At 41.5% G+C, this 15,268-nt stretch carries 14 protein-coding genes; 3 read left to right on the forward strand and 11 right to left on the reverse strand.

Annotation, left to right across the window (positions count from 1 at the left end; genetic code table 11):
* Positions 1-60: 60 nt before the first annotated feature.
* Both mecA and spxA read right to left on the reverse strand, forming a co-directional pair.
* A complete protein-coding gene (gene mecA, locus D0466_RS09325; RefSeq protein WP_117322304.1) occupies positions 61-732 on the reverse strand; it encodes an adaptor protein MecA in 672 nt (223 codons plus the stop codon).
* Between the two features lie 574 nt (positions 733-1,306).
* Positions 1,307-1,702, reverse strand: a complete 396-nt coding sequence (gene spxA / locus D0466_RS09330; protein ID WP_117322337.1) for a transcriptional regulator SpxA — start codon at positions 1,700-1,702, stop codon at positions 1,307-1,309.
* A gap of 685 nt (positions 1,703-2,387) precedes the next feature.
* On the opposite strand from spxA, the gene D0466_RS09335 reads away from it, so the two are divergent.
* The gene (locus tag D0466_RS09335; protein ID WP_117322305.1) at positions 2,388-2,576 is read left to right on the forward strand and encodes a hypothetical protein; all 189 of its coding nucleotides are present in this window, start codon (positions 2,388-2,390) and stop codon (positions 2,574-2,576) included.
* Between the two features lie 164 nt (positions 2,577-2,740).
* Here D0466_RS09335 and D0466_RS09340 read toward each other — a convergent pair whose 3' ends face one another.
* The 6 genes from D0466_RS09340 to D0466_RS09365 all read right to left on the reverse strand — a co-directional run bounded on the left by D0466_RS09340 (position 2,741) and on the right by D0466_RS09365 (position 9,901).
* Positions 2,741-3,946, reverse strand: a complete 1,206-nt coding sequence (locus D0466_RS09340) for a putative glycoside hydrolase (RefSeq protein ID WP_117322306.1) — start codon at positions 3,944-3,946, stop codon at positions 2,741-2,743.
* Between the two features lie 178 nt (positions 3,947-4,124).
* Positions 4,125-5,066 (reverse strand): ABC transporter ATP-binding protein, encoded by a 942-nt coding sequence (locus D0466_RS09345; protein WP_117322307.1) that lies wholly within the window; start codon positions 5,064-5,066, stop codon positions 4,125-4,127.
* Positions 5,066-6,109, reverse strand: a complete 1,044-nt coding sequence (locus D0466_RS09350) for an ABC transporter ATP-binding protein (protein WP_117322308.1) — start codon at positions 6,107-6,109, stop codon at positions 5,066-5,068. The genes D0466_RS09345 and D0466_RS09350 overlap by 1 nt, the downstream gene beginning before the upstream one ends.
* A 17-nt stretch (positions 6,110-6,126) precedes the next feature.
* On the reverse strand, positions 6,127-7,155 hold the full coding sequence (gene opp3C, locus D0466_RS09355; RefSeq protein ID WP_117322309.1) for an oligopeptide ABC transporter permease: 1,029 nt from the start codon (positions 7,153-7,155) through the stop codon (positions 6,127-6,129).
* Between the two features lies 1 nt (position 7,156).
* Positions 7,157-8,080 (reverse strand): oligopeptide ABC transporter permease, encoded by a 924-nt coding sequence (opp3b, locus tag D0466_RS09360; RefSeq protein ID WP_117322310.1) that lies wholly within the window; start codon positions 8,078-8,080, stop codon positions 7,157-7,159.
* Between the two features lie 135 nt (positions 8,081-8,215).
* Complete coding sequence (locus tag D0466_RS09365) at positions 8,216-9,901, reverse strand: peptide ABC transporter substrate-binding protein (RefSeq protein ID WP_117322311.1); 1,686 nt, start codon at positions 9,899-9,901, stop codon at positions 8,216-8,218.
* 376 nt (positions 9,902-10,277) lie between these two features.
* On the opposite strand from D0466_RS09365, the gene D0466_RS09370 reads away from it, so the two are divergent.
* Positions 10,278-10,619, forward strand: a complete 342-nt coding sequence (locus tag D0466_RS09370; protein WP_158555875.1) for a DUF3899 domain-containing protein — start codon at positions 10,278-10,280, stop codon at positions 10,617-10,619.
* A gap of 119 nt (positions 10,620-10,738) precedes the next feature.
* A complete protein-coding gene (gene trpS, locus D0466_RS09375) occupies positions 10,739-11,725 on the forward strand; it encodes a tryptophan--tRNA ligase (RefSeq protein ID WP_117322338.1) in 987 nt (328 codons plus the stop codon).
* Positions 11,726-11,885: 160 nt separating this feature from the next.
* On the opposite strand, the gene D0466_RS09380 is transcribed toward trpS, so the two are convergent.
* From D0466_RS09380 to fabF, 3 genes are all read right to left on the reverse strand, one after another.
* Positions 11,886-12,641 carry a YjbA family protein gene (locus tag D0466_RS09380; protein ID WP_117322313.1) on the reverse strand — a complete coding sequence of 252 codons (756 nt, stop codon included), beginning with the start codon at positions 12,639-12,641 and terminating at the stop codon, positions 11,886-11,888.
* Between the two features lie 133 nt (positions 12,642-12,774).
* Entirely contained in the window at positions 12,775-13,560 is a 786-nt protein-coding gene (locus D0466_RS09385) for a DUF2268 domain-containing protein (RefSeq protein WP_117322314.1), read from the reverse strand.
* Between the two features lie 299 nt (positions 13,561-13,859).
* On the reverse strand, positions 13,860-15,098 hold the full coding sequence (fabF, locus tag D0466_RS09390; protein WP_117322315.1) for a beta-ketoacyl-ACP synthase II: 1,239 nt from the start codon (positions 15,096-15,098) through the stop codon (positions 13,860-13,862).
* Positions 15,099-15,268: the final 170 nt, after the last annotated feature.

Raw genomic sequence — 15,268 nt, forward strand, 5'->3', positions numbered from 1 at the left:
TTTTACTATGACTGATACCATGATAAAAAAGCCGATTCCTTGAATGAAATCGGCTTGAAATTATGCGAAATATTTATTTACCGTATCAAAAACATCGCTTTCCATTACTACTTTTCCATATTCTTCGAGCATATGGACGGTAATTGGCGATTCCTCACTGTATTCAAGAAGAACACTCAATATATTATCGATTTCATCTTCGTCGGTCTCATCCTCGGAAAACTCAATATACAGGTAATATTTATTTTGGTATGCAAACAGCTTTGTAACAAGTTCATCCAAGCCTTGGCGGTTACTCAATGCAATTAAGTCATCGAAATCCTCAAACTGTGTAATGAACTCCAAGATGCCATCCTCAAACTGAAGAATATGTTCATCTTGGTGCTTTCCCTGGAAATGCTGATCAAGCAGTGATTCAATCTTTTCGTCCACCGGCAAATCCTTCAGCTTGTCTTCTGAAATTGGCAATTCCAGCCTTTGGCCGTCTTTGCTTAGCTGTGCCCGGGTAACAAGAACTTCCAGCCCTTTTTCAAGTGCCTGTACCTGAATCCATAAAGGACCTTCAATCATGAATTCTTCTTCCTGGTGCACTTCATCCATCATTTCCCAGAAAAGCTCCTCACTGCGTTCACGGCTATACCAGATTTCTTCCCGGTCAAAGCCCCGTTCCTCAATATCTATATAAGAAATGTAAAACTTAACGGTATCTTCATTGATCCTTTCAATTTCCACGATAGTCCCTCTCCCTTCTGTTCACATTTTGAAGGGATAATTACCCCCGGGCGACATCGCCCTTTCTAATATCATTACCCTTAAAGCCTGATTTGTAATCACAGCCTCAATGGTAAAAAATATTCTATTTTTCTTTTATTTTATGACAAATCAGTTCATAAGGGAAATAAAAAACATGTCCAAAATGAAAAACAATTGTTTGCCTAAGGTTTCACTAATTTTATTAGAAAATTTTCCTGTTGGCAAGCCCCATTAACGTGGGATCAGGGACTGTTCCCATTGAGCCAGGAAGGCTATATAGTTTCCGGACCGCAAAAAAAATGAAGAATCCGTGAACTTTCGAGACTCTTCAAAAACATGATATAAAAAATAATACTTTAGAATGTCAAAACAGCCCTGCTATGGAATATAGCAGGGTTTCTTACATCATAAGAAAGTATCCTGAGTTCGTTTTACAAGTCTGTACTTGAACTGACTAAGACATGCGGACGCGGCACTCTTGTTCGGCCAGTGCCAGTCTCACGTCAAAATGTTTTGCCGGCAATCCTCAGGTGGGGCGCTTCCGTTATTCTTTTTAGTTCACCATCTTTTGTGCTTCACGCAGCTGGAATGTACGCACCTTGCGTGGCAGGAAACGGCGGATTTCATCTTCGTTGTATCCTACCTGAAGCCTTTTTTCGTCAAGGATAATCGGCCGTCTTAACATGCCGGGATTATCTTTAATCAATTTATACAATTCTTGAAGGGGCAAAGCCTCCAAGTTCACGTTTAACTTTTGAAAAGTTTTCGATCTTGTGGAAATAATCTCGTCTGTACCATCTTCAGTCATTCGAAGTATTTCTTTAATTTCTTCGATAGACAGGTTCTCAGAAAAGATATTCCTTTCCGAATAGGCTATCTCATGTTCTTCGAGCCAAGCCTTTGCTTTGCGGCATGATGTACAGCTTGGTGAAGTATATAATGTAACCATCATTCACTCACACTCCCTGAAAATAGAATCGGTGATCTATGCTGGGAAATCATTTTATTTTGTTGCTACTTATTTCACCCTAATTTGAAATTACTTTAAATAAGTAATTTCTATTAATTATTATACACTAAAACTAGTAAATTGAATACCCTTTTTCAAAAATGTTAAAAACACAATAAAATTCTTATCCAAAGCTTATAAATCCTTCATTTATCACTGCCGGCCGGGTATTCGATTCTAAAGTCTCGCCATAAAAAGACAGCTTTCATTCTCAATTACAAGGACTTTTTGTAGCTTTCAGTGATAATGAAAAAACATCTTTCATACCTTATAACATATACCCGGAGGTTCGCTTCCTAAACATATTTCAATCAATAATGTCAAATGTTAAGACTGAATTTATTAAATTTATAACTGTTGTTTGGCTCATTCATGTTAAACCAACATTTAAATACTATTCAGTTTACTGATTGTTGCTACAGCTGAAAGGCGTGTAAAAACAAAAATTATGTAATAATGGATAATTCTTTGGTTTAACTTATATAATTATTCTAGTGCTTTTTAAATATTTTATGAATGGGAGCTTTTTTTTCTTTTAAAAAGGCAATTTATCAAATAAAATAACATTTAGAAGTAATCCAAGGGCTGCGGCTTCAAGAGCTGCACCTATATCAGGAGGATTGTGATGGCTGCTTATTTTTTTGATTTTATAATCGTAGCTCTTCTTATAATCGGCATAACTGCCATCAATGGTGTTTTGACCAACGGCATTGGCGAGAAAGTATTCGGCGGCAAACGGCATTCAGCCATTGCCGATCATTCCGCAGAGATCCAATCGGGCTGGAAAAGCGTAGGCGGTAAAGAGAAAAAATAACAACATGTATTGCATTAGCTTAAAAACAACGATAAAAGGATACCAAAAAGAGGTCAGGCGCTTTCGAACTGAACCCTCTAACAGGCATCCTTTTTCTTTTATCGGAAAGCAAAAGACTCATACATCTATATACTTACATAATCCATTAACCTGCACGCAAAAACTTATGGGGTATATTCTACATCTGTCGTGTAACGGTTTGCCGCATTCCAGAGCAGGTATTCGTCAATTCCATTGTCCTTCAGTGCCTTTATTTGGGCATCCACTTCCGCTTTTCCATATTTTTTATAATTCCCCGCGCCCAGGTATGAAGCAGTGAAATCCTGGAGCCATGGCCTTGAAACAGGGGGCGTCTTTAATGCTTTCAGTTTTCGCTTTTCAAGCTTTGCATACTCATCAACCAATTTGTAAGGTTCAAGATCCGGTTTAGCAATCCCAAAATAGGAGGTCCAGTGGCTTGGATAGATCATGGACGATATGACATCAACATTTTCTGAGATTTTCGAAAAATTTTGCCCAATTCCGGGTGCTTCCGGCAATGTGGCAGAATAGCCGAAAATATCAACGGATACTTTTACTCCGTATGGCTGCAGTTTCTCACGGGCATAAGCTACAAAATCAGTTACAGCCTGGACCCGTTTTTGCGTATTGTCCATTTTAATGTCCTTATATTCGCCCATTCCATATTTCAGTGTACTGTCCCTTTTTTCAAACCCTTCAGGAAAGCGGACATAGTCAAATTGAATTTCCTGGAATCCCATTTTGGCTGCTTCAATGGCGATTCCTACATTATAGTCCCATACTTCCTTCATGAATGGATTAACAAATGATTCTCCTCTTCCATTTTTCCAGACTTCTTTGCCCTCCATATAAGAGAGACCCGGGTTTTTTTTCGACAAAATGGAATCCTTGAATACAACAACCCTTGCAATTGGATAGATTTGTTTCTTTTCCAGCTGTTTAAGTATTCGGGCGGGTTTCTTTATGTAGTTTTTTCCAATTTCTGCATAAGGGGATTTCGGGTTTTCAGGCCGATAGGTGACATTGCCCCAGTCGTCCTTGATATCAATGACCATTGCATTCAATTCGGTGTTGTCAATGAAATTGACCAGCTGGTTAAAGTTGCTGCCCCCTGCCGAATGCCCCGTTACGTATATGCCTCTGACTGCATCCGGATATTTAAACGTCAGGCCTGAATCATAAATAAACCTGGCCATGCCTGTTGGTATATTTTTGGAGGAAAGTGAAATTTGGTTTTTCTGATGGCTTGACGATGCAACTGCATCGTCTGCGTGAACGGGAATTCCCTGTGCGGCTGCAGCTCCGACAAAAAGGATTCCGCTGATCGCCAGCCGTTTTAAGACATTCATATTGCAGCTCCTCTCTGGGTCTCTAATCTCAAATACTAGTATAATGTAACTGAAAGAAAGTGAAATGCGCTTTTCGTACGATTCTGAGAAAAAAAGATAGTCAGATACCTTTACCACCTACACACATATTTATTCCTACTAGAAAAAAAAACGACCTCCGGTTTGAAGGTCGTTTTTTTTATTTGGCATGGATTGCCTGGTATTGCTTTAACTCCGCTTCTGAGCAATAGACAAAATGCCCGGGAGTCACTTCACGCATCTTTACATCCTCACCCTCTGCATAATCATGAATGTTAGGGTTATACACTTTCCGTTTTCTCGTTCTCTCGCTCTCTGGATCGGGAAGAGGGATGGCTGATAACAGAGATTGGGTATATGGATGGATTGGATTTTCGTAAAGCTCATCACTAGATGCAAGTTCCACAAGCTTCCCAAAATACATGACGCCGATTCGGTCGCTTATATACTTTACCATGGACAAATCATGGGCAATGAACAAATATGTTAATCCCTTTTCCTTTTGCAGCTTTTTCATTAAGTTGACGACCTGTGCCTGAATGGAAACATCAAGGGCAGATATCGGTTCATCAGCAATGATGAATTGCGGCTGCACAGCAAGCGCGCGGGCGATCCCAATACGCTGGCGCTGTCCTCCGGAAAATTCATGAGGGTAGCGGTTTGCGTGCTCCCGGTTCAAGCCTACTGTTTCCAACAGGTCATAAACCATGTCCATACGTTCCTGTTTTGTTTTTGCAAGCCCATGGATATCAATGCCTTCAGCAATAATATCGGACACTTTCATCCGCGCGTTTAAAGAAGCGGACGGATCCTGGAAAATCATTTGCATGTTCCGGTTGAAATCCTTTAATTCTTTTTTGGACTTTTTTCCATGGACATTGGCTCCGTTAAAGATAACTTCCCCGTCAGTGGCATTATAGAGGCGGATGATCGTACGGCCTGTCGTTGATTTACCGCAGCCTGACTCACCGACAAGACCAAGTGTTTCGCCTTTATAAATATCAAAAGTTACATCATCAACGGCCTTTACCATGTTTGGTTTGCCTACGTTAAAGTATTGCTTTAAATTCTTGATTTCCAATAATTTCTCACGCTGTTCCATTATTTCCCCTCCTGCTCTGAAAGGAACTTCTTCATCCGTCTCTTAACAGCCTCTGGAGGCTCCACCTTTGGAGCATCCGGGTGCAGTAGCCAGGTTGCTGCATAATGAGTATCCGAAACCTTGAACATTGGAGGCTGTTCCTCTAAATCAATTTTCATTGCATAAGCATTCCGCGGCGCGAAAGCATCGCCTTTCGGAGGGTTTAGCAAGTCTGGAGGAGTACCAGGAATCGCGTACAGTGCTTCATCCTTAGCATCCAGGCTAGGCATGGAGCTTATCAACCCCCAAGTATATGGATGCTTTGGATTGTAAAACACTTCATCCACTGTTCCAACTTCCACAATCTTGCCGCCATACATAACAGCTACACGGTCTGCAACATTGGCCACAACGCCGAGATCATGTGTAATAAAGATGATGGATGTGTCTATTTTCTTTTGCAAATCCTTCATCAATTCTAAAATCTGTGCTTGTATTGTCACATCAAGAGCTGTCGTTGGTTCATCAGCAATCAATACTTTAGGATTGCAAGCCAAAGCGATAGCGATTACTACCCTTTGCCTCATCCCGCCTGAAAACTGATGGGGATACTGCTGGAACCGTTGCTCAGGGTTTGGAATTCCCACCAATCGAAGCAATTCCAGTGCCCTTTCCTTTGCAGTCGCTTTGCCAACGTTTTGGTGCTTGATGATTGGCTCCATAATTTGTTTACCAATCTTAATGGTTGGGTTCAAAGATGTCATCGGATCCTGAAAAATCATGGATATATCTTTGCCGCGGATTCCCTGCATTTGTTTATCTTTTAGCTTTGCAAGATCTTTGCCATCGAAAAGAATCTGGCCGCCCTTGATCTCGGAATTGCTTTCTGGAAGCAAGCGCATGATGGATTTGGTTGTCACGGACTTGCCGGAACCAGATTCACCAACTATCGCAAGGGTCTCACCCTTTATCAAATCAAAACTGACTCCCCTGATCGCTTGAACTTCTCCGCCAAATGTATGGAAGGAAATCTCCAAATCTTTAACTTCTAAAATTTTCTCCACTATTCTTACACCTGCCTTTAATCACGCATTTTAGGGTCTAATGCATCACGCAGCCCGTCTGCAATCATATTAAATACAACCATTGTTAATGAAATCATAATTGCCGGAATGATCATTTGATATGGGAAAGCCAGCATCGATCTGAATCCGGCCTCAACCAATGTACCAAGTGAAGCCTCTTTTTCCGGCAAGCCGAGTCCGATGAAGCTTAAAAAGGCTTCAAAAAAGATCGCATTTGGAATGGAAAACATCGTGTTTATAATAATGACACCAAACATATTGGGAATAATATGTTTAAAAAGAATTTTAGGAGTGGATTCTCCTAAAGTTCTGGCAGCAAGCACAAATTCCTGTTCTTTGAGTTTCAATACCTGGGCACGCACAACGCGGGCCATTCCCACCCATCCGGTAATCGATAAAGCAATAATAATTGGTATGATGCCCGGAGGTAAAACTAAAATCATCAAGACAACAATAATCAGGTTAGGAATCCCCATAAGCACTTCAATGATTCTTTGCATAAGATTGTCAATCCGCCCGCCGAAGTATCCCGACACGGCGCCAAAGGTGACACCAATCAACATATCCAATAAAGCTGCAACAACAGCGATTAAGAGAGATATTTGAGTCCCTTGCCAAATACGTGCAAATAAATCTCTTCCAAGGCTATCGGTTCCAAACCAATAATAGTTTTCGATATTTCGGTCCTCATAAGGGTGTACAATTGTACCGTCCTTTTTTTCGAGTGTCCCGTCAAAAGGAAGCCAGCTTATATCTTCCAACCCTTGCACACGTGGCGGCAAATTGGAATGTGAAGCGTTTTGCTTATCATATTCATAGGGGGACATCAAAGGTCCGATAAAAGCCATCAACACAATTAAGACTAAAATCACCATACTTACGATGGCTGCCTTATTCTTACGGACACGGAGCCATGAATCCTGCCAAAAATTCAAGCTTGGTTTCTCGATTTTTTCACTTTTGGTTGTATTCACACTTACGGGCTCAAACATGTCTCTAGTTAGTTTCATGTCTTTGTCTGCCATATCATTTCCCTCCCGCAAGACGTATACGTGGATCGATGATTCCATACAAGATATCCACGAGTAAAGTGACAAAAACAAACAACGCTGCAAATAATATCGTTGTTCCCATGATCACTGGATAGTCATTCGTCAAAATTGATGAAACAAACTGCTCCCCAATCCCTGGCACAGAGTATATTTGTTCAACCACCAGAGAGCCTGTCATCAAACCTACTGCTAAAGGACCAAGAACGGTTACAACAGGAATGAGGGCATTTCTTAGCGCATGTTTAACTGAAATCTGTAAATAACTTGCACCCTTAGCTTTCGCTAACGTAATATAATCCGAATTTAATACATCGATCATTTCCGTTCTCATAAAACGTGCGGCAATCGATATTGGAAACATGGATAAGGCAATGGTTGGAAGAATACTATATTCATAACCTTCCCAGAACATGACTGGGAACCAGCCCAGTTTTACTGCAATGTAATATTGCATGAGCCCTGCAAAAATAAATGACGGGATGGATTTACCCACGACTGCAACAAACGTTGAAGTGTAATCTACCCATGTATTCTGTTTAAGTGCTGCAACCACTCCAAGAAAAATTCCTATAATCGTCCCTACTAGCATTGCCTGGAATCCCAAAAATGCAGAAGGACCTACGCGCTCACTGAGAAGTTCCGTGACAGGAGTATTATTAAATTGGAACGAATAACCCAAATCCCCTTGAATTGTTTTTGCCATATAGTTCAGATATTGGACTGGAACAGGCTGATCAAGTCCATATTCCCTATTCATGATTTCAACTTGCTCATCCGTCAGTTTTTCAGAGTTAAATGGAGTACCCGGGACAATCTTCATAAGAAAAAATGTCGCTGAAACAACAACGAAGAGGGTAATCAGCATATAAATAACTCGCTGGACCAAGTATCTTAACACGAAGGAACACCTCCTAATTAATACAAAATTCTACTTATTCCAACAATTCCTCTACAGGTAAAAAGAGAGTATATAAGTATATACTCTCTTTTCTTATAACTTCTAAACTGCTCTATCCAATTAATAACAGTGATCTTACTCTTCAATCTTAGCCCAGAAGTAGCTGAATTCTCCACCAAGATCGTGGTGAACCAGGTTATCAATCTTCTGGTTAACAAGGAAATTCGCTGTACGCTGGTACAGTGGTGCCACTGCAGCATCTTCCTCTAGAAGAACCTTTTCTGCTTCCTGTAGAGTTTTCCATCTTTCAGCTGGCTTTGTAGCAAGATCCACATCTGCTTTCTTAATTAAAGCATCAAATTTCGGATTTGAATAACTCATTTTGTTTTGTCCGCCATCAGTTACCCATAGATCCATATATGTCATTGGGTCTTGATAGTCAGGACCCCATCCGCCCATTAGGATATCGTAATCTTGGTTATCTTCACGATCCAAACGGACAGGATATGGAACACTTTGTACGTTAAGAGTAAGACCAGACAAATTTGTTTCTAATTGGTCTTTAATGAATGAAGCTGTCTTTTTAGCCGTTTCAGTGTCCTGATCGACCATGACTAATTCAAGCTCTTTAATTCCAACTTCTTTCAATCCAGTTTCCCATAGTTTTTTCGCTTCTTCTTTATTCGTCTTCAAGAAATTGTTTTCATCGGTACGGAAATCTTCTCCGTTTTCATCCTTAGCAAATTCTTTAGGTACAATAAAGTCAGCAACAATCGAACCATCTTTTAAGACATCATCAACCAATGACTTTTTATCCACTGTAAGCGCAATCGCACGGCGGATATTTTCATTTTGAAGAGCCTTATTTTCTTTTTGGTTCATTTTCAGCCACCAAAGTGACGGCTCCAAGAAACTAAGCATGTCTTCTGTACCCTCGTATTGGGAAAGAACACCAGAGTCTCCGATTCTTGGTGAAATGTCAGCTTCACCGGCAGAGAACGCGTTAGCTGATGCCTGCGGGTCTTTTGATACATTGAACTTTAGCTTTTCAATCGTAGTTTCTTTGTTATTCCAATAGCTTTCATTAAGTTCCATGCCCCACTCACTATCTGTAGGACCGTTCCAATCCGTCAATTTGTATGGCCCGTTAAATACTAGGTTATCAGAATTCTTAGCGAAGTCCTTACCTTTTTCTTCAACGAATTTTTTGTTTTGCGGATAGAAAGTTTGGAATGTTAATAGAGATGTGAAATAATCAAGAGGTTTTACTAGCGTAATCTCTAAAGTATAATCATCTTTCGCTTTGATTCCTAGTTCCTCAGGTTTTACTTTCTTCTTATAAACCTTATCTGCATTAGCAATTTTGCCAATCATCATATAAGGGCCGTAAGGAGACTTTGTTTCAGGAAGAAGCGCTCTCTGCCATGCAAAAACGAAGTCATGGGCAGTAACCGGATCTCCATTTGACCATTTTAAATCCTGCTTCAGTTTGACAGTATATGTTTTCTTATCATCACTGATTGTAGGCATGCCATCCGCAACACCCGGGATTGGCTCTTGTTTATCGTTCAGGCGGTATAAGCCTTCATTAACGTTGTTTAACATTGTAAAACTTAGGGAATCCTGCGCCATAACGCTATCCATCCCGTGAACCTCGGCGGATTCAAGCACCCTTAACTCTTTGGATGCTGCTGCTTTATCTCCGCCTTTTTTGTCCCCGTCCCCGCTGGCGCCTTTGTCGCCGCCGCCGAAACATGCTGTCAAAAACATGCTTAGCGCAAGAGTAAGGACTAAAAGCAATGAAAATTTCGACTTTTTCATTTAGTGACCTCCCTATTTTTCAGAAAATTGATTACAAAGACTATTATACAATTATACTAGAAATTATGCATTCATTTTTTCAAAAAAAATTTACTGAAAGATATATCTAAAATTGGAAGAAAAGATTAAAATTGTTGTTTTTTAATAAAATTGCGATAACTTTAGGATTTTATCACTTTAAAGGGATAAATTAACTAGGAATTTCAAGAATTTCAGTACCTATTAATAAGAATGCATAGATGGAAGTTTTTATCATTACTGTTATTATTTTTCAAATAAAGTTATACTCGAATAATTTATTGGTGGATAGATTATCTCTTTATGTAATATTTTGATATACTACTTCTATAATCATTATGGGAGCGAGGTAGATGATGTGAAGAAAATCTTAAAATGGACCGGTGTTGCGCTCATTCTCATTTTCCTGCTTTCCTTCCTATTATACAGGGAGATCAGTCTGCTGCATTTCATTAATATATCCTTTTATATTTCAGGAACCCTATTGTGTCTATCATTGTTCTCAATGGTTATTCAAACAGGATTTTTCGATAGAATTTTCTTTGGTTTTCGAACCGTTATGACACGTGGCGACAACAGCGGCAAGGAGAAAATCACTCCCCTTTCCGAGCTTGTAAGCTTCAGATATAATGCGATGCTCGCAAGCGGAATCTTGCTGCTGTCCTTTATGCTCGTTGCTTTGATTTTTTATTACTTATAATAAAAGGAAAATATGGCTAGGCTATTGGCTGCGGCTTTATTTTTGCTAAAACAGTGGAATCCCGCAGGATTTATCCTTACAATAATATAAATGATGTGTTAAGAGGAGTGACTTTGTTCGTGAAAAGAATTTTTTCAGGCATACAGCCTACCGGTTCCGTAACCTTGGGAAATTATATCGGGGCTATGAAACAATTTATCGACCTGCAGCATGAATACGATTGCTTTTTCTGCATAGTCGACCAGCATGCAATCACCGTGCCGCAGGACCGCCTCGAGTTGAGGAAGAACATCAGGAGCCTGGCAGCCCTCTATGTGGCGATTGGCCTTGATCCCGAGAAGAATACCATCTTCATACAATCCGAAGTCCCCGCACATGCACAGGCAGGTTGGATCCTGCAGTGTATCTCCTATATCGGGGAACTGGAAAGAATGACGCAGTTCAAGGATAAATCTGCGGGAAAAGACGGAGTATCTGCGGGGCTGCTTACATATCCGCCATTAATGGCTGCTGACATTCTTCTGTATAATACAGATATTGTACCTGTCGGCGAGGACCAAAAACAGCATCTTGAAATAACAAGGGACCTGGCGGAACGCTTCAACAAAAAATACAGCGATATTTTTACCATACCTGAAATCCGTGTTCCAAAGGTTGGGGCAAGAATCATGTCCCTTCAAGAGCCGGGAAAAAAAATGAGCAAATCAGACCCGAACAAGAAGGCGACCATCTCTGTGCTTGATGATCAGAAACAGATTGAAAAGAAAATCAAGAGCGCCGTGACGGACTCTGAAGGAATCGTGAAGTTTGATAAGGAAAATAAGCCAGGGGTTTCCAATCTCCTTTCCATCTATTCGATTTTCAGCAAAAAAAGTGTGCAGGAAATTGAAGAAATGTATGAAGGAAAAGGCTATGGGGATTTTAAGGCTGGATTGGCGGAGGTTGTCCTTGAGGAAATCAAGCCCATCCAGGAGAGGTATTTTGAACTCCTGGAATCAAAGGAGCTTGATGACATTTTGGACCGTGGAGCTGAAAAAGCAAATGCAGTGGCGAATAAAATGCTCCGAAAAATGTATAATGGCATGGGCCTCGGGAGAAAAAGGTAAAATAAAAATTCATTGAAAATGGGTTCCAGAGCGGAACCCATTTTTTTATTATCTTAATTCAAGCAGATGGGAACGATTGATTTAAGCGAAAACCACCCTGAAAAATGATTACCAAGCGATTTGGAATCCTACATCAGCGAAACTGAGTTTTCCCCTGCACTTACAGCATGGACGGACTGTCCCCTACTTCCATTTCCCAAAGCTTTTCGAAAAACGGCTGCCCTTTGACAAGGTTTTCGCATAGGTGCAAATGCTTATCCGACCACCCAACTTGGGTTTCTTCATATAATTCCTGCCATGCATCCTCAAAATTCAGGGACTGGATATATTCATATTTTTCCGGAGCCCATTCGGTGTACCAGTATCGGATCTCAGCTGTGTTTTCAGCAGTGAAAAGCTGGTCAAGCGCCATGAACAACAGCTGCTTAAGCTGGCGTTCCCTGCGCGTGAGACCTTTCATGAAAGAAGGGGCAGGAGATAAAATGTGATGCTCCTTCCCGGTTTTTTCCTCTTCAGTAAAGGTGTAATCCATCTCATCGTGATTTTCGACCATGTCATACACAATTTGTTCCTGGCGAGGAATCAGCCTGCTTTTCCTGATGGGGATATGGTACCCTATGGTATCGACAGCCAGAATTCCGGAACCATCCGTCACTACAAAGCAGTAATCCATTTGCACCCTTTCATGGTTCTTCCTTGAGTATGCCTTTTGATAAACGTCATTAAGCAAGGCTTGAGGCAGTTCCGATAAATCGTTTTCTATGTACTTAAACAGCGGGGTAGAAATTTTCAGTAGCGGCACCTGGTCCAAAAGTTCAATGCCGTCATCTTTTCTCCATTCATGGAAATGGCAGATATTGTATCCGTTTTCTTCCCCTTCAAACCAATTCACCCACACATCGTGAAGATATAACATGATTAACCCCTCGCTTACATGAATCTATTTGTCCATCATTATAGGCAGAGTGCAGATAAATTATTCCTGTTTTGGCCCTTATATGGCATAAAAAAAGAGGATGGATAAGCCTTATCGGTGTCTTCGATAAGGCTTATTGCCGATCGCCCAGCCGCTTTACAAATATACGTGAAGGAATCGTAAACGATTTTTTTATAGGGATTAGCCCGTAATTGCTCACAAGGTAATATCCCGTGCAATACCCAAGCATGGAAGGATAGGGGCTTTTTCCTAGAAGAAGTGCATCATGCAGCTCATCGGAACGTTTTATGCCAAGCCGATCCTTCAAATACTTCTCATAAAATGAAACAAGTTGCTGTTCCGAATATAACCTGGTCCAGCCTGCAACATGCTCCTTTCCAACATGCTTTGACACTGCATGCTCAGCAAGGCCTTCCATAATAATTGAATCGAGCAGTGTGCTTTGTGAGGACTGCTTCTTCAAACGGTTTAAGCGGCAGACATGATGATATTCATGCACAAATACAGCCTCCAGCTCCTCCTCGATAATCCCGGGGCTGACAAAAAGAAACATCCTGTCCTTAAAAGCGAGCCCGGATTTCGTTTCCTTTGCCCTTCCCAGCACCCCTTGATTCCTTAAAGGAAAAATGTAAATCGGAACATCAAATCCGTCCCATAAATCTTTATATTTGTTAAAAAAATGCTCGGTCTTTCCCCATATATCCCTCTCCAGTAAGTAATGAAAATCCTTTTTGGACCTTGAAGAAGGTGAATACATCCCATGCTTTTTCAAATAGCGATAAAACTGCTCACTGTTTTCTTCTGAAAGGGATTCACTGCATTTGGACGCTATTTTCACCGGGTCGGTAAAGTCGTTTTCCAGCCACTCCTTTGTATCGATTACCGCCAGCCCAAACACCTCCCCTCCTGTGAGTTACGTTATTGTATGCCGCAATGCTATTGGCTGGTAAACAATTCCTTATCGTTTTCCGTTTATTTTTTTCTGGGACGGGAATTGTTCCCTATAAACTTTTTAAGGAGGTCATCACATGAGAAAATTACTTATGGGCGGACTGGCGGTAGGTGCAGCCTATTTGCTGAAAAACAAGGATTCCAGGGAAAAATTGATGAATCAGTTTAAATCCCGGACTGCCGGGAAACGTAAATAATTCGTTAAAGTAAAAGGGTGCACCCGTCATGACGGGTGCACCCTTTTGCTTATTCATATTTCTTGAAAACGATCGTCGCGTTGTGTCCGCCGAAACCCAGCGAGTTGCTCATGGCTGCTTTTATATCGGCCTTCCTGGCTTCGTTCGCTATATAATCCAAATCGCATTCCGGGTCAGGTGTTTCCACATTTATTGTTGGAGGCATGATGCCGTCCCGTATTGCCTGTATTGTGAAGATGGCTTCAACCCCTCCTGCAGCCCCTAAGAGATGGCCTGTCATAGATTTTGTGGAACTGATTGCCAGCTTATATGCATGGTCCCCAAACACTTCCTTGACTGCCATGGTTTCGTATTTATCATTATAAGGCGTGCTGGTGCCGTGCGCATTGATATATTGAATGTCTTCCGGTTCCAAGCCGGCATCGCCCATTGCCATCTTCATGGCACGTGCGCCGCCCTCCCCGCCAGGTGCGGGGGCTGTAATATGATAGGCGTCCCCAGTAGAGCCGTAACCGACGATTTCCGCATAAATATTGGCTCCACGTTTTTCGGCATGGTCCAGGTCTTCCAGTACGATGATACCAGCTCCTTCGCCAATTACAAAGCCATCTCTGTTCAGGTCGAATGGCCGGCTCGCTGTTTTGGGATCAGGGTTTGTCGACAAGGCTGTATTGGCACAGAACCCTGCGACGGACATTTTCGTGATTGGCGCTTCGCTACCGCCTGTAACCATAACATCCGCATCACCCCGCTGGATGACCTTGAAGGCATCCCCGATGGAATTTGTTCCTGTTGCACATGCGGTCACGGTACAGGAATTCACTCCTCTTGCCCCAAGCAAAATGGATACCTGGCCGGCAGCCATATCCGGAATCATCATGGGGACAAAGAAAGGGCTGACTCTCTTATAGCCTCTATTTAAAAACGTTTCATACTGGTTTTCGAATGTTTCCATCCCGCCGATGCCTGAACCGATCCACACGCCTACCCGCGGGGCGATTTCCTCTGTGATCTCAAGCTTTGCATCCTTGACTGCCATCATGGAAGCCGCGATTGCATAATGTGTAAAGCGGTCCATTTTTCTGGCATCCTTCTTTTCCACATATTCTTCAATGTTAAAATCCTTTACCTCTGCAGCCACTTTTGCAGGGTACTCGTCTCTGTTCAAGCGGGTCATTGGCCCAATCCCCGACTTGCCGGCAAGAATATTGGTCCAAGTTGTTTCGGCGTCATTGCCAAGCGGGCTTACCGCTCCTATTCCTGTTACAACTACTCGGCGTTTATTCATAAAAACCATAGCTCCTTTCAAACGTAAATCAACCATTTAGGTACCAAAAACAGACTTCAATTTCGAAACATTAGAGGATTTACTAATCACTAAATCTAAATTTTCAGGTGGTATGTCTCTTTATAAACATAACTTTTTCTTGTTCTAATTGAAAGCCAGGAGGCAGTGCG

This window comes from Peribacillus glennii (assembly GCF_003429105.1).
Taxonomy (GTDB): Bacteria; Bacillota; Bacilli; order Bacillales; family DSM-1321; genus Peribacillus; species Peribacillus glennii.